General features: G+C 41.1%; 18 protein-coding genes. 12 read left to right on the forward strand and 6 right to left on the reverse strand.

The window, feature by feature from the left end:
- Nucleotides 1-45: 45 nt before the first annotated feature.
- The 4 genes from VRK28_RS02715 (at nt 46) to VRK28_RS02730 (ending at nt 5084) form a co-directional block, all read left to right on the forward strand.
- Nucleotides 46-1263: an AGE family epimerase/isomerase gene (locus tag VRK28_RS02715; protein WP_062565611.1), complete on the forward strand. Its 1218-nt coding sequence runs from the start codon at nt 46-48 to the stop codon at nt 1261-1263.
- Complete coding sequence (locus tag VRK28_RS02720) at nt 1263-2216, forward strand: carbohydrate kinase family protein (RefSeq protein WP_062565612.1); 954 nt, start codon at nt 1263-1265, stop codon at nt 2214-2216. Before VRK28_RS02715 ends, VRK28_RS02720 begins: the two co-directional genes overlap by 1 nt.
- A 288-nt stretch (nt 2217-2504) precedes the next feature.
- Nucleotides 2505-3272, forward strand: a complete 768-nt coding sequence (locus tag VRK28_RS02725; protein ID WP_062565613.1) for a hypothetical protein — start codon at nt 2505-2507, stop codon at nt 3270-3272.
- A 75-nt stretch (nt 3273-3347) separates the two neighbouring features.
- A complete protein-coding gene (locus tag VRK28_RS02730) occupies nt 3348-5084 on the forward strand; it encodes a hypothetical protein (protein ID WP_062565614.1) in 1737 nt (578 codons plus the stop codon).
- 26 nt (nt 5085-5110) lie between these two features.
- On the opposite strand, the gene VRK28_RS02735 is transcribed toward VRK28_RS02730, so the two are convergent.
- The 3 genes from VRK28_RS02735 to VRK28_RS02745 all read right to left on the reverse strand — a co-directional run bounded on the left by VRK28_RS02735 (nt 5111) and on the right by VRK28_RS02745 (nt 8021).
- Complete coding sequence (locus VRK28_RS02735; protein ID WP_062565615.1) at nt 5111-5635, reverse strand: RNA methyltransferase; 525 nt, start codon at nt 5633-5635, stop codon at nt 5111-5113.
- Entirely contained in the window at nt 5635-6132 is a 498-nt protein-coding gene (locus VRK28_RS02740) for a YcgN family cysteine cluster protein (RefSeq protein ID WP_054552059.1), read from the reverse strand. Before VRK28_RS02740 ends, VRK28_RS02735 begins: the two co-directional genes overlap by 1 nt.
- A gap of 65 nt (nt 6133-6197) precedes the next feature.
- Entirely contained in the window at nt 6198-8021 is a 1824-nt protein-coding gene (locus VRK28_RS02745) for a DUF885 domain-containing protein (RefSeq protein WP_062565616.1), read from the reverse strand.
- Between the two features lie 147 nt (nt 8022-8168).
- Between VRK28_RS02745 and VRK28_RS02750 the strand changes: the two genes are divergently transcribed.
- The 6 genes from VRK28_RS02750 to VRK28_RS02775 all read left to right on the forward strand — a co-directional run bounded on the left by VRK28_RS02750 (nt 8169) and on the right by VRK28_RS02775 (nt 14698).
- Nucleotides 8169-9437, forward strand: coding sequence for a Xaa-Pro dipeptidase (locus tag VRK28_RS02750; RefSeq protein WP_062565617.1), 1269 nt, complete (start codon nt 8169-8171; stop codon nt 9435-9437).
- Between the two features lie 196 nt (nt 9438-9633).
- Complete coding sequence (locus tag VRK28_RS02755) at nt 9634-12045, forward strand: TonB-dependent receptor (protein ID WP_253048721.1); 2412 nt, start codon at nt 9634-9636, stop codon at nt 12043-12045.
- A gap of 405 nt (nt 12046-12450) precedes the next feature.
- The gene (locus tag VRK28_RS02760; protein ID WP_062565619.1) at nt 12451-12951 is read left to right on the forward strand and encodes a hypothetical protein; all 501 of its coding nucleotides are present in this window, start codon (nt 12451-12453) and stop codon (nt 12949-12951) included.
- Nucleotides 12952-13225: 274 nt separating this feature from the next.
- The gene (locus tag VRK28_RS02765; protein WP_062565620.1) at nt 13226-13441 is read left to right on the forward strand and encodes a hypothetical protein; all 216 of its coding nucleotides are present in this window, start codon (nt 13226-13228) and stop codon (nt 13439-13441) included.
- A 25-nt stretch (nt 13442-13466) separates the two neighbouring features.
- Nucleotides 13467-13667, forward strand: a complete 201-nt coding sequence (locus VRK28_RS02770; protein ID WP_062565621.1) for a hypothetical protein — start codon at nt 13467-13469, stop codon at nt 13665-13667.
- Between the two features lie 128 nt (nt 13668-13795).
- Nucleotides 13796-14698, forward strand: coding sequence for a hypothetical protein (locus tag VRK28_RS02775; RefSeq protein ID WP_062565622.1), 903 nt, complete (start codon nt 13796-13798; stop codon nt 14696-14698).
- 616 nt (nt 14699-15314) lie between these two features.
- On the opposite strand, the gene adhP is transcribed toward VRK28_RS02775, so the two are convergent.
- On the reverse strand, nt 15315-16325 hold the full coding sequence (adhP, locus tag VRK28_RS02780; RefSeq protein ID WP_054563854.1) for an alcohol dehydrogenase AdhP: 1011 nt from the start codon (nt 16323-16325) through the stop codon (nt 15315-15317).
- A 250-nt stretch (nt 16326-16575) separates the two neighbouring features.
- Here adhP and VRK28_RS02785 point away from each other — a divergent pair, with 250 nt between their 5' ends.
- The gene (locus VRK28_RS02785) at nt 16576-17133 is read left to right on the forward strand and encodes a GbsR/MarR family transcriptional regulator (protein WP_055021667.1); all 558 of its coding nucleotides are present in this window, start codon (nt 16576-16578) and stop codon (nt 17131-17133) included.
- A 297-nt stretch (nt 17134-17430) separates the two neighbouring features.
- Entirely contained in the window at nt 17431-17844 is a 414-nt protein-coding gene (locus tag VRK28_RS02790; protein WP_062565623.1) for a hypothetical protein, read from the forward strand.
- 123 nt (nt 17845-17967) lie between these two features.
- Here VRK28_RS02790 and VRK28_RS02795 read toward each other — a convergent pair whose 3' ends face one another.
- Both VRK28_RS02795 and VRK28_RS02800 read right to left on the reverse strand, forming a co-directional pair.
- Nucleotides 17968-18993 (reverse strand): lytic murein transglycosylase, encoded by a 1026-nt coding sequence (locus VRK28_RS02795; protein ID WP_062565624.1) that lies wholly within the window; start codon nt 18991-18993, stop codon nt 17968-17970.
- Nucleotides 18986-19267: a YcgL domain-containing protein gene (locus VRK28_RS02800; RefSeq protein WP_054552050.1), complete on the reverse strand. Its 282-nt coding sequence runs from the start codon at nt 19265-19267 to the stop codon at nt 18986-18988. Before VRK28_RS02800 ends, VRK28_RS02795 begins: the two co-directional genes overlap by 8 nt.
- Nucleotides 19268-19375: the final 108 nt, after the last annotated feature.

The following is a 19375-nucleotide window of genomic DNA, read 5'->3' on the forward strand; positions in this document are numbered from 1 at the left end:
TTTCCTGCTATAGTTGCAAGATGTACACAGATTTATTAATAACCCATGGCCAAAGTTGACTTTAAAAGCCCCGATTTTCTTAAGCAGCATATTCAAGATACCCTTGCTTTTTATCACCCCCATTGTGTTGATCATTCAGCCCATGGCTTAGCTGGCTTTTATCAGTTCTTTAAAAATAATGGCGCGATTTACGATAAACACACTCGCCATTTAGTCTCGAGCACCCGCTTTGTTTTTAACTATGCAATGGCGTACATAGAGTTTAAAGACCCAGAATATTTAAGCCTCACTAAACATGGTTTAGCTCACCTTGAACATGCGCATAAACAAGCATCTGGTGGTTATGCTTGGCTTATTGAGCAAGATGATAACGGCAAAGTAACCGTGTTAGACGACACCAACCATTGCTACGGGCTCGCTTTTGTAATGCTTGCAAACGCGGTTGCTTTAAAAGCAGGGGTGAACGACTGCAAAAAAACTATTTCACAGGTATGGGATTTATTAGAGCAGCACTACTTTGAACCACAGCATAATGCCTATCTAGATGAGCAAAATGCCGATTTTAGCTGTGCAGATGACTATCGCGGTCAAAATGCCAATATGCATTTATGCGAAGCCTTACTCATGTGTTTTGAAGCAACTAACGAGACCCGTTATTTAAAACGCGCTACAGAGCTTGCCGAAACTTTTACGGTAAAACTGGCAGCTCAGAGTCAGCAGTTAGTGTGGGAGCACTACTCTAAAAATTGGCAAATCGATTTAGATTACAACAAAGATGACCCGCAGCATTTATTTAGGCCTTGGGGATTTCAACCAGGTCATCAAACTGAGTGGGCAAAACTGTTACTTATTTTAAACCGCCATATTGATGAACCTTGGTTGGTGACGCGCGCTAAAAGCCTGTTTGATGAAACCCTGAGCATCGCGTGGGATCAGCAACATGGAGGCATTTTCTATGGCTTTGCACCAGATAAACAAATTTGTGATAGCGATAAATACTTTTGGGTGCAAGCCGAATCATTAGCCGCAGCGGCCCTACTCGCTGATGCCACACATGACGAAAGCTATTGGCAATGGTACGAAAAAATTTGGCAATACAGTTGGCAACATATGGTAGATCACCAATATGGTGCCTGGTATCGCATTTTATCAGCACAAAACCAACCATACAGTGACGAAAAATCGCCAGCAGGCAAAACCGACTACCATACTATGGGTGCCTGCTACGAAGTATTAAGAACCTTAACCTTGAGGAATGCATAATGAGTTTAGTGTGTTTTGGCGAAGCATTAATCGACTTTTTATCAGATGGTAAACAACCAGAGTCATTTACCAAATACGCAGGTGGCGCACCTGCCAATGTTGCTGTTGCAGCAGCAAAACTAGGCCTAAACACCAGCTTTTGCGGCATGTTAGGCGATGATATGTTCGGTCACTTTATTAAACAAGAGCTTGACCAGCATGCAGTAAACACCCAGTACTGTACATTCACCGATGCGGCTAAAACAGCATTGGCGTTTGTATCTCTTGATGACAGTGGCGAACGCTCGTTTAGCTTTTATCGCCCACCAGCCGCCGATTTACTATATCGCGTAGACGATTTTGACTATGCAATGTTTGCAAATCACGCCATCATGCATGTATGCAGCAACAGTTTGACTGAGCACAACATTTATCAAACCACTATTTATGGTTTAACTCAGGCGAAAAAAGCCGGTGCAATTTGTAGCTTCGATATGAATCTGCGCGAAAACCTATGGCCAAGTATGCGCCATACGCTTGATAGAATGTGGCATGTTATTTCTCTGGCAGATATCGTAAAACTCTCATTTGAAGAGCTTGAGTTTTTAAATCAAAAAAGCCATCAAGAAATGCCACTTGAGCATACCATTGATGCCATTTTAAAGGCCGGTGTAACCTGTTTGCTAGTTACCAATGGCGGCGAAGCAATCAGCTTTTACCACGCAGACTTTAAAGGCCAAGTTAACCCACCAGCTACGAAAGTGGTTGATACCACCGCCGCAGGCGATGCGTTTATTGGCGGCATGCTATCAAAGATTGGTCAGCACTGTGAAAACAAACAAAGCTTTAAAGCGTTTTGCCAAACCCCAGCTAATATCGAACAAACCATTGCTTATGCAGCTAAAGCCGGCGCTTTTGCTGTAAGCCGTTATGGTGCATTTGCGTCTTTACCAAGCGCAGCCGATTTAGCCTAGAACTTTGTTTAGGTTGAGTAAAAAGCCCGGCATCAGTAATTAATGCCGGGCTCATTCGCTATTGCTCCGTTTTACATTTATCGATAATTGGTAAATACCTAAACACCTTCATGTTTGGATCGACCACCACATGATCCCCCGCTTTTAAAGCAATGCTAATCTCGCCATTTCAATGTTAAGTTGTTCACTGATTGAATAACAAAACGAAAATATTTCATCATAAAATCAATGCAAAAAAGCCCAGCGTTTCTATAATTAATACTGTGATTTACTTAAAAGGATTTGATTATGCTCACTTTAAAACAACCTCGTATGTTAACGATTTTATCTTTCGGTTTAGTATTCGCCTCACCAACTGTTTATGCCGACCAATGGCAATTTTCTGTAGAGCCTTATTTAATGGCCACTGCGATTGATGGCAGCTCGGCAATTGGCACTATAGAAGCCCCCCTTGAAGTCGAATTTGATACCATTTTAAACAACCTCGACAGCGCATTTATGCTCCATCTTGAGGGATATCATCAATCAAACTGGGGTTTTATTGCTGACTGGGGCTATATGGATTTAAGTAAATCTCATAACGCCCCAAAACTTGGCGTGCTCAGTGCTCGGGTGCGTCAAGCGGTGCTCGAATTAAGTGTTGCTTACCGTTTTTCTAGTCCTTCGATGGGTGATTGGGTTAACTATGTGGGTATTCGTCGTTGGGATAACACCTACGAATTCGATCTTGATCCTAACTTTATGTCACAAGTGTCCGTAGTCGACAGAGATGAAGATTGGATTGATCTCATTTTTGGCTTTCACTTTAACAAACAATTAAGCGAACATTGGCAATTAACAACTGCTGGGGATCTCGGTGGCTTTAACTTAAATGCTAAATTGACTGGCAGCTTTAAATTAGGTGCGGTGTATCAAATAAACCCGCATTGGGATCTGGGTATGAGCTATAAAACCACTTATGTAGATTACCAAACAGGCCAACGCGGAAATAAAAACTTCTTTAGTTATGATACATTTACCCACGGCCCGCAAATAAGCGTGAGCTATCAGTTTTAGTCGTTAGCCTGCTAGTAATTTGTTTCTATTTCATGGTATGTTTTTTAACTAATTAAAGAAAAAGGAATTCATCCTATGAATAATAAGCTTCTTGCTGGGGGCGCAATTGCTATTGTTGCAGGTGCGTTGTTGTACTCACAAAATAAAGCCAGTGTTGATGTAGATTTACCTGAGCTTGCCTACGTACCTGCCGACACGGCGGTTTTTTATGGTCAACTTAAACCGTTTCCGTACAGCAAATACTTTGCGCTTATGCCAGATGCAATGAAAGGCACGAGCGATTTAACTCCCATCATTGCTGAGCTTAAAACAGTTGATGATAAGAATGCCCTATTCCTTGCATCACTGATGGAAAAATACCAACAATCACTGAGCTCTTACGATGCCTTCAAATCGATTTGGGGCTTTGGTGATGACTACAAAGGCATGATGTATGCGCAAGGTTTAATGCCGATTGTACGTTTTCAGGTCGCTGATCAAAGCAGCATTATCAATAGCATTAAGCAATCTGCTGATGAAGCAGGTATTGCGTATACAACAGAAAGCCTTGAAGGCGTAAGTTACACGCGCTTTACCATTGAACTTGAAGGCTTAGATAACTTCAACCTAATTGCATCAACTCACAACAATTGGGCTACCATCACGCTAACCACTGCGCTTTCTAATGATCAAGATTTACGTATTGCCCTTGGCGTAGAAAAACCGGCTCAATCACTGGCTGAAACTAAAAAACTACCTGAGCTTATTAAAACTTTCTCACTTGATGGCAACTCGGTTGGCTTTGTTGATCATCAACGTATCGCTAATGCTGTAACAGGCAAAGAGGACTCTCGCTTACACCAGATGCTTAAAGAGCTACTTGATAAAGCCCAGCAATCCAACGCATTAGCAATGATTTCAACACCTGAGTGTCAAGATGATATTGCAGCTATTGCCGCTAAATGGCCTGCAACAGTATCAGGCACAACAAAAACCCGTATTACCGCCGACTACGCCGACTTTGACGTAAAAGCGGTACTGCAAAGCACAGATCAAGACTTACTTAATACGCTACAAGCCGTGCGTGGTTTTGTACCAAAACATACCACTGAGCTTGACGGGCAAATGATGAGTGTTGCCTATGGTATTGATGTAGCAAAAGTACTGCCGCTTGCCAACACACTAACCGGTGCAATTAAGTCAGCTGAGTTTAACTGTGGCCCAATTGTCGCACTACAAAATGAAATGCAAGAAGTAAGCACCGCTGGCCTTGCTATGATGTCGGGTTTTGCAAACGGCGTGCAAGGTATGAGTGTGAGTGTTCAAGACGCTGCATTGACCATTGATGACTACAACGGCCCACAAATAGACAAACTTGATGCCATCGTTACCCTATCTGCGACCGACGCCCATGGCTTGTATTCAATTGCGCAAGGTTTTGTGCCGCCACTTGCGAACATAAAACTACCAGCCAATGGTGATGCCGTACTGATCAATGAATACATTCCATCGCCTGTGCCACTTAACTTTGATATTAAAATGGCCCTTAAAGGAAATCATATTGTGATTTTCACGGGTGATAAGTCAGCGCAGATTGCCGAGACTTTAGAGTCGCAAAGTGTCACTAAAAATGGCTTTGTGAACATGGCATTCGACGTACAAAAAATCTTATTACCTTTGCTTGATACGATTGCATCAACGGGTCAATTAAGTGATGAAGAAATGGCTGAGCTTGATTCGCTACGCGACCAACCTGTGGGTGTTTATTTTGCCACAGACATTACCGACAACGGCATTGGCCTTGAAAGTAACGTACAAATTACTAAAAAGTAGTTTTGAGTTTGAATCTAAAAAGAGCGCTATTTAGCGCTCTTTTTTTGTTGCCATTTAAGTGAGTTGTTAGTGTCTCGACTATTACAAATGGTGTCGTTTGAACTCTCAATACCACCGAGTTTGGCAAGTCGGTCGTACAGCACAACATTGCAGGTTGCGGCTAGGTTCATACAGCCTATGGTTGGCACATACACTACTTCATCACACCATTTCAGCACGTCTTTACTGACCGAGCCATCTTCAGGGCCAAATACATAAAATGCGTTTTCAGGGTGCTTAAATTCAGGCAGTGGCGTTGCACCTTCAACAAGCTCAATCACCACCGTTGTGGCACCTTCAGGCTTTGCTTGCTCAAGGCTTTCGACTTGCGTGAGCGGAATATGCTCAAGCACATTTTTGGTATCGGTGTGATACTTATTAGCGCGTAAATAGCGGCTACCAGTAAAAAACACCTGCTTGGCGTTGTAACAACCCGCGGCACGTAATACGCCCCCCACATTGGTTGGGCTTTTTGGGTTTAACAGGCCAATGCTTGCTTGAAGGGCGCTCATTAATCAATGTCTCTAGTTGGCCACTCGGCCACGTATAGATCAAAGTCATCTAGGTCTACATCACAGTCTTTTACTGTTTTGTCACGCACAGAAATACCCAACTCATGCATCATGTCTTTACTACCACCGTTCAGTAGCGGGTGCCAAGACGCAAGGCCACGGCCTTCGTAAAGGCGGCGGTAGCTACAGCTTTGCGGCATAAAAAAGATATCTTTGAGGTTTTCTTTAGTGAGCTTTACACATGAAGGCACCAAGGTTTGGCGGTTCGCATATTCACTGCAACCACAGGTGTCGTTGTCTAGGTATTGGCAAACGATATTAGTGAAGATGAGTTCTTCACCCTCGCGAAGTTGATCCGTAGCGGTAAATTCATCTTCGTCTTCACTGTCGATAAATGTGTTTAAACAACATTTACCACAGCCGTCACAAATGGCTTCCCATTCGGGTTGTGACATTTGCTCAAGCGAGCGCTTAAGCCAAAATTGATCTTCTAACATGGTATTACTCAAAGCCCCTAAACAGCGCGCATTCTAGCGTAAAGCCAGCATGCGCGCAAAGGCGGTTATTTTTGCTCGTTAACCCAACGCTTAATTTTCTCTTCAAGAATTGGCATAGGTAATGCGCCATCAATCAGCACTTGCGTATGGAAAGCTTTAATATCGAACTTATCGCCTAGCTCTTTGCTAGCGTAGTCACGTAGTTCTTGAATTTTGAACTGACCTAACTTGTACGACAACGCTTGGCCCGGCCATGCAATGTAACGCTCAACTTCGGCAATAATATCGCTTTCTGCCATTGATGAGTTAGCCAACATGTAATCAATACCTTGTTGACGTGTCCAACCTTTCGCGTGGAAACCTGTATCAAGCACTAAGCGCATTGCACGTAATTGCTCATCTGATAAACGGCCGTACCACATGTAAGGGTCGGTAAATAAGCCAAGCTCTTTACCTAAGCTTTCTGCATACAATGCCCAACCTTCTGCAAATACCGTATAGCCACCAAATTTACGAAACAGCGGTAATCCTTCAATTTCTTGTTGCAAGGCAATTTGAAAGTGGTGACCCGGCGCGGCTTCGTGAATAGACAGGGTTTCTAGTAAAAACTTAGGCTGTGCTTTTAGGTTAAAGGTATTGATATAGAAAATACCTGGGCGTGAGCCATCTGGTGCTGGCGACTGATAAGATGCACCCGCAGCTGATTCAGCGCGGAAATCTTCAACTGCTTTTACAACGTATGGCGCTTTTGGCGCAATATCGAACATTTGCGGCAGCTTAGCATCAATCTTTTCTTTTACTGCTTCGTACGCGGCAATTAACTCTTCTGGCGTATCGTAGTAAAACTCATCTGAGGTTCTTAGGTGTTCAAAAAACGCTTTTAAGTCGCCTTCAAAACCGACAGTCTCTTTAACTTTTTTCATCTCAGATAAAATGCGCGATACTTCGCTTAAACCAATATCATGAATTTCATCGGCGTTTAAGCTAAGCGTTGTATGCTGTTTAATTTGATACTCATACCATGCTTTACCATTTGGCAGGTCGCTGTAACCAATGCTTTCACGGGCATTTGGAATGTAATCATTCGCTAAAAAATCAGCCATTTTTTGATACGCAGGCACTAAACGCTCACTGATCATCGCCATGTACGCGCTTGTTAGCTGTGCTTTTTGTTCGTCGCTGAAAGACTCAGGTAACTGAGCAATTGGGCCCCAGAATAATGACTCTTCTGGTTTTTCTACAATATGAGTTTGAAATTGCGGTAACAGTTTTTCAGCAAGCGGTTTAGGAAGAACCACTTTGTCTTTCATGCCTTGGCGCATTGATTGCTCAACACTGTCTAACCAAGCGATGAAACCATCAGCACGTTTTTCAAATGCTTGATAATCTTCAACCGTATTAAAAGGCTGTGCGCTTTGCCCAGAGCCTAACGCAGCAAAGGTATTATGCGCCCCGCCCATTTGGTTAATTGGCATTAAGTAACTTGGAAACTGAGCGCCTTCAATCGCAAGGTCTAAATCGCGGGCTAGAATTTCGTAGCTCAATAATGACTGACCCGTTAATTGCGCTTTGTCGATATTTGCTAGTTTGTTTTTGTATTCTTTAACAAAGTTAAGCTGCTCGTCGCGGTTTGCTTTACTAATAGGTGCAATAAATTGGTCGTTATATTCGCTACGGCCAATGTAAGTACCGCCAATTGGATTAAACTTTAAGCCTGCTTCAAAGTAGTCTGCTAGTAATGTATCAAGTTGCTCTGTGGCTGACGTTGCGCTTGGTGCTTGTTTGCTTACTGCCTGAGTTGTTTTTTCGTTGCTTGGCGTTGATTCATTACAACCAAGTAATGCAAACATCACCGCCGAACTAAGTAGTGCTAGTTTTACGTTTTTCATTCTTTCCCTGCCCTTATATTAAGTACGCGTAAATTATGAGGGTTTAGTTCCCTATTTAGCAAGTAGCGCTGCAACTTATCGCAGTTTATTTACACTTTGTGAGCTGATTGCTAGAGTGACGCCTCGACTTACCAATTTTGAATAAAAATGAAAAAGACAGCTCTCGCTATTAGCCTAGGCCTAGCTTGCCTAACCTCTTTAAATACCTACGCAACAACCTACTTATCGGCAAAAGCCATGGTAGATGTAAATTCAGGTAAACTGATTAAATCACCACTTATCAGTATAGATAACGGTCAAATTACAGCTGTACAAAGCAATAAACAGCCTAGCTTAAAAGACGGCGATAAGCATATTCAATTACCAGAACTGACTTTGGTGCCAGGTTTAATGGATATGCATGTGCATTTAACGAGCGACCCTACCGTGCCGCGCAGTGAGCGAATTGGTCAATCGATTCCGCGCAAAGCAATTAAAGCGGCGCATTTTGCCGAAAAAACACTGTATGCAGGTTTTACAACGCTGCGTAACTTAGGCGCAGAAGGCTACAGCGTGATTGCAGTACGCGATGGCATTAACGCAGGCGACATTGTTGGCCCACGTATTTGGGCGGCTGGCCCGTCTTTAGGTGTTACTGGCGGTCACTGCGATAACAACCGTTTACCACCAGAAATGAAATACACCGCCGAAGGCGTTGCTGATGGCCCATGGGCTGTGCGCGCTAAAGTGCGTGAAAACATTAAGTACGGTGCCAATGCTATTAAGTTTTGTGCTACAGGCGGGGTATTTTCAAAAGGCACAAAAGTCGGTATTCAACAATATAGCCAAGACGAAATGAACGCCATTGTTGACGAAGCTCATTTACGTGGCCTAACCGTTGCAGCCCATGCGCACGGTACCAGTGGTATTAAAGCAGCCATTGTTGCTGGTGTAGACAGTGTTGAGCACGTTAGCTTTGTCGATGACGAAGCCATTAAACTTGCCAAAAAACACGGCACTTGGTTCTCAATGGATATTTACAACACTGAGTACACGCTTGCCTTTGGCGAACAAAACGGGGTTGCAGAAGAAAACCTTAACAAAGAACGCCAAGTATCTAAAAAGCAACGTGATAGCTTTAGTCGTGCAGTAAAAGCAGGCGTAAACATGGTGTTTGGTACTGATGCAGCGATTTACCCTCATGGCGATAACGCGAAGCAGTTCTCGCGTATGGTTGAATTTGGTATGACACCACTGCAAGCCTTACAGTCTGCCACCATCAATAGCGCTAAACTGCTAAAAATGGATGATCAACTTGGGCAAATCAAAAGCGGTTTCTTAGCCGATATTATCGCCGTTAAAGGCAATCCGCTTGAAAACATTGCAGTACTTGAAGATGTACAATTTGTTATGAAAGACGGTAAAGTTTTTAAATAAGCTATTTTGCTGGCTTTGCATGAGTGGAGCCAGCAACCCTTCCTTGTATCTATATCGTAAACAAAATTTCCAATCATAAAACCAATTGTTAGCAACTTGTATCTAAATAAAGAAATTACCCAAAACAGATAAATAAAACTTGAAATGAAAATAGCTCGCATTATCATTGCCGAAAAATTTCGACAATTTACCTATAATGACGACACATAAATACTCAATTTTAGCCCTTGCCTGCTTAAGCGCATTCAATGCAAACGCCAACGATTTAGACTCAGTTGAACGTATCACCGTTTACGACAAACAAAACCGTGTAGTACTTGATTCGGGCCTTGCCACTAAATCAAATATGACCCTAATGGAAACGCCAGCCCCGGTTGTAGTTGTTGATCAAGAGCTTATCAACTCGCAAGGCGCAACAAACTTACAAGACTTAGTGCGTAACATCAGTGGTGTAACCCAAGCCGGTAATAACTACGGTATTGGCGATAACTTAGTGATCCGCGGTTTAGGTGCAAACTATACATACGATGGCATGTACGGCGGTGCAGGCCTAGGTAACACTTTTAACCCAACACGCTCAATGACCAATGTTGAATCTGTAGAAGTTCTTAAAGGCCCTGCAACTGGCTTATATGGTATGGGTAGCGCAGGTGGTGTTATCAACCTTATTGAAAAGAAACCACAATTTACTGAAAAACACACCGTTAATGCCGAGCTTGGTCAATGGGATAGCTACTCATTAGGCTTTGATAGCACAGCAGCATTAACCGACAATCTTGCTTATCGCGTTAACGCAAAAACCGCACGCAGCGATGGTTACCGCGATTTAAAAGACGACCGTGATGAAATTTATGGCGCGTTAAAATACGTATTAAGCGACAAACAAGACATCATGATTTCTGCCGCTTATATCAAAGATGCCATTGCCGTTGATTCAATTGGCCACCCTATTCGTATTTTTAACAGCGACTCAGTGAATGGCAAAACCGCAGGTGAAGTAACCGCTGCCGATTTAATTAACGACGCAACGGCACAAGGCCTGCAACTAACCGATCAGCAACGTCAGCAATTAGCAGACTCACTGGCAGCAAATGATGGTTTAACACCTTATACCTTTGGTCATAATGGTATTATCTCGCCAATGGCAAATGATAACGAAGGCGAAGAGCTGCGCTTTAAGTTAACCCATAACTACTTCATTACTGATAATTTATTTTTAAATCAGCAACTACAATACCGTAATTACGAATCAAGCTTTGCCCGCCAAACGGGTGCTTATAACTATGTTTATTGGAACCGCAGAGGCGTGATCAATGCCGACCCACGCGCTCCTTTAGTGGTTGATGACGAACTTTACCCATTTGCCGCTCGTCGCCAAGAATACCGCCAAGTAGAAGCTGACGAAAAATCATGGCAATACTTTGCTGACTTGCGTTATGACTTTAGCTTTGCCGGAATTGATAACGAGCTACTTGTAAACGCTAACTACGAAGACCGCGATATTCGTTTTAAACAATACTCAATTTACGATGCCGACAAGGTTATTAAAAACAAAGATGGAGAGGTTATTTACCAAGGTCAATTACCTTACATTTTTGATATTCGTAACCCGAGCTGGGGCGAAGGTAGTTTTTTTGATTACGACCCGCTAAAAACCAGCGATTACAACAAAAAGGTTCAGGCTTGGGGTGTAGGTATTCAACATGTTGCCTATATTCACGACACATTCACTACCCGTGTAGGTGTTGCGTTTAACCGTATTAAACAAAGCTACGAACACTTTGGTGTTGATGCGCGCTACCGCGCTAGTGCCGCCGAGCCAACGCCAGAAGCAGATACATCAGACAGCGGTATGACCTACAACCTAGGTGCAACCTACAAACTGAGCGATGATATTTCGTTCTTTGTAAACCACTCTAAAGGTCGTACAGCTTACAGCGTACTTGGCAGTGTATCGGGTAACGAAGCAGACCGCGATGACGCCGAGTCAGTCAGTAACGACATTGGTATGCGTGTAAAAGCCTTTGACGATCAACTACTAGCCTCACTGGTGGTATTTGATAGTGCCCGTACAAACCTTGAGTATGCCAACCCAGATTACGAAGCCGGTGTATCTGATGCTTCAGTACCAAAAAGCTTTTACGATGGTGAAGAGCAAACCAAAGGTGTTGAGCTTGATTTAAATGCTGATTTAAACGAGCAGTGGAAACTTAACGTAAACGCGGTGTATCAAGACGCCCGCGATAAGAAAAACCCTAACTCATCATCTTTCGATACTCGTCAAAAAGGTGTGCCTTATGTAACAGCAAGCAGCTGGTTAAGCTATGACGCTAAATGGTTTGATTTAGCCGAGCCACTGACAATTAACGCAGGCGTGCAATATGTTGATGACCGCAGCACAAACTCAACCTCGTTTGGTATTCCTGATGGCTACGTACCAAGCTACACGGTTTACGACGCCGCCATTAAATACCAAACAGATGATTGGAAACTACAGTTAAACCTAAATAACTTGTTTAACAAAACCTATTATTCAAAAGCAATGTTCTTAGGCGGAATGCCAGGAGAAGAACGTAATGCTAAATTAACCTTTAGCTACACACTTTAATTGTGAATTGATAGCAAAAAGTTTGAAGAGAAGACTGGTTTGTGTCAAATCGACTACGGTACTAACTCGTTTATATGCCAAAATGAGTAAACGAAAATGTTCAGAGGGTGGCTTAGAGCGTTCAAGAATAGTTCTTAGTGAATACTTTCGAGTGGACATATAGCCTACAATGTAATTTAAATAAGGGGATTGAGTTTTCATTTTCAATCGCTCACATAGTCAAGGAAACGACCCAATCGCGCGTTTTATACATCCAAGATAAGCAAGATACGCTGGATTTTATTAACACTGGCAATTAGTTGACAAATTTGTTAATAATTAACCAGCGGGCTAAGTTAAGGTAAAAAGCGCGCAATTAGCTCGCTATAAGAATGTTAGTTGTTACATTAAACACCGGAGGTTTAAATGAAAGATTATTCAATTTATGTTTCAATGCTCGCCTTACTACTATCATTTTATACGTGGTATAGTCAAAAGCGTGATGCTCGAGCGAATGTTACATTTACACATAGGTTATTATTGAACTCAAAGAATTTAAGAATAACGTTAACAAACCTAAGTACTAAGCCCTTAAATATCATTGAAGTAAAGTACGCATCTAAATCATCAGTAATAGACAGAAAAATTAGTTTAAAGTCTAGTTTACAAATTCAACCTGGGGTCAGTGTTGATATTGATATCGATTTAGAGAAAGAATCTGAGTATTTAGATGGGGTGACTGAATTCGAATTTATCTCATCAGTAGGTGTAAAACATATTTATAAACTTCAGCACCCACTTACTGTTGATCTTCAAATTGAATATTTAAAACTGGCAGCAACTTCTTTCGAGACAATAGATAAAGAACATAAAAAAGCTCAGACTGAACTCATAAATAATCTTGATCCAAATATTACCAATAACTAACTTTTAAAAAGTTGGCTTTAGGCTCGCTCTTGCTTCGCTTATATTAACCAACGATTTTTTGCTTCTCAATGGGCGTCAGCATTATTTTTAGTTCCGAGTTAACTAGGGTATTTAATAAAATGTCGACAAAAAAATATTATTCGTTCTGATACTGGTCTTTATTGCTGGCTTTATATCAAGCCAAGTAGCCGACCTTTCTATCCCACAATACGCAGTTACTTTTATGGCCATGATTAGTGGCTTTGTGGCAGTAGCTTTAAATAGGTGAAAGCACTTGGATGACCTTAATTTAACACGCAAAAAAGATGCAACTTTAGAGTATATAAAATATTTTAGCGAGTACCGTTCAGCTCTGCTTAACTTGATTGAGCCCGCTGTAAAAGAAGAAACATTTCATTCTAATTTAATGGAAGCAACCAAGAATATGATCGCCTCCCTAAATAAGTTTCATGTCGTATCTAAAGATTTAGTATCTGTTAAAATAGAATAAAAAAAACGCTCAGCTAGTAACGCTAATGATAAATTTCAAAGCTAAATCTAATGAATATGGCGAAGATAAAGCGGCATTACTTAAGTGGTTTGTAGATGAAGATATAGGATCTAAACTCAATATCATAAGGTATGAGGTAATCTTACTGATCAACTCTGAGGTTGGTGACGGCTCAGGCACTGATAGTTTTAAATCAGCAATTGAGTCAAATAATGCTTTTTTTTAATTTCGGACCTCTCCAAATAGAATGCTAACAAATCACTAATCTCAGAGATTTTATTCGCTAAGCTCTCCAAATTCTGGTGAGAGGGGGAGGTAGGGCTAACTTAGTTTTCAAATAGCTTAAGGCAACGAATGCAAAATTTTGATTTCATAAACTCGGATTTAATATCCATATTTTCAGCATGTGTCGGAGTTCTTTCCATTGCTGTTGCGATATACTTCGCAAGGAAGACTCACAACTATCAGAAACAAATTGCAGAATCCCAAGGTGTATTTAAAAAAGGGGATATAAAGCTTTCTATTTTCAACTTGGATAAAGACTTAAATGGTGGCTTCCTAGACTACCTCTTTATAGCAGGGCCGATAAGGAAAGATACCATTTCATATCTACCATTTCCGATTCAAGTTACTAATGAAGGTTCTAAATCAGTTAATGATATTGAAGTTATGACTCGAATTCATAGGAGCTTACGTGTAGTTAATAGTCAAGATATGGGGGTAAAGTTATCTTCAACGGTGAAAAATATTAGATATAGCTATAATGATTCTGGTAATCACCAAATAAGCTCTCTTTATATCGACAGTATTAATCCTAAGCTTTCGGTTAATTTTGAGGATGGTTTCTTACTCAAAGATGCACTTCCAATATTTATGGATATTAAAAATGAGATAAATTTATCCTTTCACTTTATTGCATCAACACAGTTGACTATGAATCTATACATGAAAGATGAAGAGCCAATTATGCGTAATTTAAAGGTCGTAGTTATTGACACTTCAGAATCTACATTGAAGCACCAGCTTAATCAATATAATAAAGCTATGGAGCAGTCCTATAAAAAGCCTAGTTTTTTCAAATGGCTTTTGGGGTCGAAAAATAACATAAAAAAGTTTACGCTGTTAGAGTTTGATAAAGAAAGCTATTTAGATAGTAATTCGGGCCTCTCTAAAATTGATTTAACTAGTGTAAATGCTACTTCTGGATTTTTTAATATAAACGGAACTATACATTCACATTATCAATGGAATAAATAAAGTCCTAACAATTTAAATTAGTGAACTTGAAGGTGTATATGCACTCTGTCTTACGAAAGCCCCGTAAACCTATCATCATTGGAAGGTATTTTCTTCTGGCTCTAACGGAACATGTATAGTCTTTGACCGTGAGAAAATTTATTGCTGCTATAGAAAGATTAATGGAGTGTCAGCCAAACCTTTTAAATATAAAACCATTAGTGAAATGCATAGTGTATCCTTATCAAAAGACGATTTGCCATTTTTAAAGCGCTCCCTATACAGTGATGAGTGTGAATTTCGTTTATTTAGTGCCCCTTCAAAATCAAAAAATGGAGTACTAAGATTAGCTATTCCGAAAATCACAGTTAGTCAAATAAGCTTGAGTCCTTGGTTGCTCAAATCAGTGGTTACCCATGTGAAGCAATTACTAAAGGGCATAACCCATGCCTGACCATAAACTCATGAATGTCCAAAAACGAGTTTCTCGGAATTATCGTTCAAAGCAAACCTTTGCGCATCTACTAATTCCAGTTACGTAACATGCTAGACAAGATCTTCATTTGTCATTATAAAAACTGTCAGATTCAATTGAGTCACTCAACCAAACCTGACAGTAATAGTTAATTAACCTAGCTTAAAGCGTCATTACGATTCGGCCAGTGATGTCGCCTTTTAGCATGTCGTCAAATATATCGTTGATATCTTCTAGGCGTTTTTCTTCAATTATGGCCTTAACTTTACCTTTAGCAGCAAAGTCTAAGCATTCTTGTAAGTCTTTACGCGTACCAACGATTGAGCCTACAACAGACACACCATTTAACACGGTATCGAAAATTGGCAATGGCATATCTTCGGGTGGTAAACCTACAAGTACGCATTTACCGCCACGGCGCACGCTTTTATAAGCTTGCTCAAAACCGGGTTTTGATACAGCTGTACACACAACACCATGTGCCCCGCCCACTTGCTCAAAAATGGTTTCTGAAGGCACTTGCTTCATAAAATCTATGGTGATGTCTGCGCCAAGCTCTTTGGCTAATGCCAACTTGCTCTCGCCGGTATCAACGGCAATCACATTAAAACCCATTGCTTTTGCGTACTGCACTGCTAAATGGCCTAGGCCACCAACACCGACAATTGCCACCCAATCACCCGCTTTTGCATCGGTCACTTTAAGCGCTTTATAGGTAGTAACCCCAGCACAAAATAGTGGTGCGGCTTCTGCAAACCCTAATCCTTCAGGAATTTTCACCACGTAATCACCATGGGCTACACAGTACTCGGCGTAACCACCATCGACTGAATATCCTGTGTTGTGCTGCTCAAGGCATAAAGTTTCTTTACCTTCTAAACAAAACTCACAATGACCACAGGCGCTGTATAACCAAGGAACACCGACACGGTCGCCTACAGATAAGTGTTTAATGTTTGCGCCTACTTTTTCGATAGTACCCACCCCTTCATGGCCCGGCACTAATGGCATTTTTGGTTTGACTGGCCAATCTCCATGACAAGCATGTAAATCTGTGTGGCACACTCCACATGCGGCAATTTTAACTAGCACATCGTTAATTCCCACCTCTGGGCATGGGATATCTTCGATAGTTAATTTACCCTTGTACTCTTTATTTACTGCAGCTTTCATAACGTTCCTCCATGGTATTATTAGATTTCAGCCTATACGATAAACTTATTAACTGTCACTATTATTGATCCACATCAAATAGCTAATCACTGCGACATTTAATTAAACTTTTATTTAAATTCAATGGTTTAAATTTAAAATATGGCGTATCTACACTTTAGTAGTAGCAGATTGCATAGTGGCTATTTCTTTTAGTTATACCCCGAGCGTGCTAGCATTTAATTTCTGAAATTTTTGAATACTAAAAATTATGAGCCTATCTGAAAAAAACTTAGCTTTTGTTATGCACTGCGGTGAAATGGGTAGCCGTTGGGGCTTTAACCGCACCATTGGTCAAATGTGTGGATTATTAACCATTACTAAAGAGCCAATGACCGCCAATGAAATTGCCGATACCTTAAGTATCTCGCGCGGAAACGTAAGTATGGGTATTAAAGAGCTACAGTCTTGGCGCTTAATTAAAGTGCATCATATTCCCGGTGACCGTAAAGAATACTACGGCCCTGCTGGCAGCATTTGGGATATGGCCAACCGCGTATTCGAAGAGCGTAAAAAACGCGAGATAGACCCAACCCTTAGCCTGCTTCGCGATAACATTTTAGAAGAAGCCCACACTGATGATGAGCGCTTTGCTCAGCAGCAAATGCAAGAAATTCACGACCTACTCGAAACTGTAACCAAGTGGTCAGCAGAGCTACAACGCTTAAGCCCTGAGCAGCTTCAAAGCCTAATGAAACTAGGTTCTGGCATTGGTAAAGTGCTTGATTTTAAAGACAAGATTTTGAAAAAGCCGGGGAAAGGGGAATAAGTTAGCGAGTTACAAGGGGAAAGTTTCGAGTTACAAGAGTAAAGTTTGCAAGTTACAAGAGTAAAGTTTGTAGGAGGCGTTTTAACGCCGAACATGAAGCAGCGATTTTATATCGCGTCCCAGAGCCTAAACCCTAGAGCCTAATGTTTTCTATCTTAGGCGTGAAACTTGTTTCGCGCGCTCTCTTGTAGGTCGTGCTTTAGCGCGTTTTGAACGCGGCAATCATAACTACACTTGCCTTTGCTATACTAATAATTAAGTGTTTATTTACGTTCTGACTTAAAAGGATATTAATCTATGTATAAACAGACAGAAATAAATTACTCGTTAATTGTTATTTTATTAGTGATTAGTGTCTTTATAATTTTATCGCCTGAACTGGCTGACCTCAAAATAATTATATTATCGATAAACCTGCTTGTTACTTTGTTGTTCTTTTCACTAACAATAGTCATCAATGAGCAAACGCTTCGTTGGTATTTTGGGTTTGGGATTATTAGCAAAGATGTTGAATTATCTCAGATTGCAGAGACCTCAGCTTACAAAACAAAGTGGTATCAAGGAATTGGCATTCGTATGCTAAATGATGGCTGGTTATACAATGCGTCAGTTGGACAAGCCGTTAAAATAACTTTAACTGACGGAAAAAACATATACCTTGGCTGTAAAGACGTTGATGCACTGCAACAAGCACTCAAGGTAAAGGTTTAAAAATTGTATCGAGGGGAAAGTTTGCGAGTTTGTAGGAGGCGTTTCAACGCCGAATAAGTTAGCAAGTTGCTCGGGTAAAACTTGTAGCTTTACCCTTGGACCTTGCTAACTTTTATTAATCAATTACTTAATCGCTGGGTAACCGATGCGATCTGATAAGTAACCAACACTGGTTGCAAAGTAATACGAGCGATTCCAGTGCATAAGTGCTTTGTAGTTATCGTAGGCTAGATACATACGGCCGTTTACGTCATCTGGCATTACCATTGCGGCAGTAACATCAACGTTTGGTAAGTCGCTACCATCCATTTTACGAACACCGATTGCTTGCCAATCAGCAAGGCTGCGCTCTGAATCTTTCCAATACTCTAACCATTGGCTGCGTGTTCTAGTGCCACGCTTAAGAATATTTGAGTTATCAAAGCCTTCAGGTAATTTAACTTGGCGACCCCAGGTTAAATCATCGTTCCACCCTGCTTGCTTTAAGTAATTGGCGATTGAAGCGAATGCGTCTTCTTCTGTGGTCCAAATATCTTTGCGGCCATCACCATTGTAATCAACAGCGTAAGCGTTAAATGAGGTAGGCATAAACTGGGTTTGCCCCATTGCACCAGCCCACGAGCCTTTGAACTTATCAAGGGTAATGTGGCCCTCTTTTAAGATATCAAGCGCTGCCCAAAGTTGATTTTTGTACATGGTTTCGCGGCGACCATCAAAAGCAAGTGTAACTAATGATGCAATTACACTGTGACCACCTTGGATTTTACCGAAGTTACTTTCAAGGCCCCAAAGTGCAACAATAAAGCGTGCTTGAACGCCGTATTCTTTAGCTACTTTTTCAAGAACCTCTTGGTTTTCTTTGTATAGCTTACGCGCGCGGTCAATTTTCCATTGCGGCACACGTTTTGGTAAATAAGTTTCGAGGGTTTCTTTTACTTCTGGCTGATTTTTATCAGCTGAGATCACTTTCTTTTTGAATTTAGCTGTTGCAAGTGCTTGATCAACTAAGGCTTCATCATAGCCTTTTTCAAGTGCTTCTTTTTTTAATGCTGCAACATAAACGTCAAAATCAGCTTGTGTTTTTTGTTCTGCCAATACTGAAGTACTTAGTGAAGCACTGAGTAAAATGACGGCAAGTTTTTTAATCACTCTCAACTCCCTTGTCTTTTTTAAATTGGGTTAACAGATTTTCTTCCGGCGGAGGTAATTGCAAGTAGAACCCTTGGTCAATTAACGCTTGCTTAACCGCGTCTAAGTCTGCCACACCTAACTTTTCACGGCTTGCTAGATTAATCATCATCACGTACTTAGGTTGACCAAACGTTTCTAGTAATGGTTCAGGTACGCGTGAGAAATCATCTCTTTTTTCTACAAAAAGGTATGTATCCGCTTTTTTAATACTTTTATACACCGCAGTTAGCATTATGGCCCTATAATATCTTGCTTAACGAAGGCGCACACTATAACATGAGTGATATAATAAGTTAGAAAAAATAGATTAGATTTTTACTGTATATGCCTTGTTCAGCCT

This window comes from Pseudoalteromonas sp. P80D2 (assembly GCF_036680945.1).
Classification (GTDB): domain Bacteria; phylum Pseudomonadota; class Gammaproteobacteria; order Enterobacterales; family Alteromonadaceae; genus Pseudoalteromonas; species Pseudoalteromonas shioyasakiensis.

What these genes read in the sequence shown, in the direction of transcription:
- VRK28_RS02715 (WP_062565611.1), top strand. Translation starts at nt 46, where the DNA reads ATGGCCAAAGTTGACTTTAAAAGCCCCGATTTTCTTAAGCAGCATATT.
- VRK28_RS02720 (WP_062565612.1), top strand. Translation starts at nt 1,263, where the DNA reads ATGAGTTTAGTGTGTTTTGGCGAAGCATTAATCGACTTTTTATCAGAT.
- VRK28_RS02725 (WP_062565613.1), top strand. Translation starts at nt 2,505, where the DNA reads ATGCTCACTTTAAAACAACCTCGTATGTTAACGATTTTATCTTTCGGT.
- VRK28_RS02730 (WP_062565614.1), top strand. Translation starts at nt 3,348, where the DNA reads ATGAATAATAAGCTTCTTGCTGGGGGCGCAATTGCTATTGTTGCAGGT.
- VRK28_RS02735 (WP_062565615.1), bottom strand. Translation starts at nt 5,635, where the DNA reads ATGAGCGCCCTTCAAGCAAGCATTGGCCTGTTAAACCCAAAAAGCCCA.
- VRK28_RS02740 (WP_054552059.1), bottom strand. Translation starts at nt 6,132, where the DNA reads ATGTTAGAAGATCAATTTTGGCTTAAGCGCTCGCTTGAGCAAATGTCA.
- VRK28_RS02745 (WP_062565616.1), bottom strand. Translation starts at nt 8,021, where the DNA reads ATGAAAAACGTAAAACTAGCACTACTTAGTTCGGCGGTGATGTTTGCA.
- VRK28_RS02750 (WP_062565617.1), top strand. Translation starts at nt 8,169, where the DNA reads ATGAAAAAGACAGCTCTCGCTATTAGCCTAGGCCTAGCTTGCCTAACC.
- VRK28_RS02755 (WP_253048721.1), top strand. Translation starts at nt 9,634, where the DNA reads ATGACGACACATAAATACTCAATTTTAGCCCTTGCCTGCTTAAGCGCA.
- VRK28_RS02760 (WP_062565619.1), top strand. Translation starts at nt 12,451, where the DNA reads ATGAAAGATTATTCAATTTATGTTTCAATGCTCGCCTTACTACTATCA.
- VRK28_RS02770 (WP_062565621.1), top strand. Translation starts at nt 13,467, where the DNA reads ATGATAAATTTCAAAGCTAAATCTAATGAATATGGCGAAGATAAAGCG.
- VRK28_RS02775 (WP_062565622.1), top strand. Translation starts at nt 13,796, where the DNA reads ATGCAAAATTTTGATTTCATAAACTCGGATTTAATATCCATATTTTCA.
- adhP (WP_054563854.1), bottom strand. Translation starts at nt 16,325, where the DNA reads ATGAAAGCTGCAGTAAATAAAGAGTACAAGGGTAAATTAACTATCGAA.
- VRK28_RS02785 (WP_055021667.1), top strand. Translation starts at nt 16,576, where the DNA reads ATGAGCCTATCTGAAAAAAACTTAGCTTTTGTTATGCACTGCGGTGAA.
- VRK28_RS02790 (WP_062565623.1), top strand. Translation starts at nt 17,431, where the DNA reads ATGTATAAACAGACAGAAATAAATTACTCGTTAATTGTTATTTTATTA.
- VRK28_RS02800 (WP_054552050.1), bottom strand. Translation starts at nt 19,267, where the DNA reads ATGCTAACTGCGGTGTATAAAAGTATTAAAAAAGCGGATACATACCTT.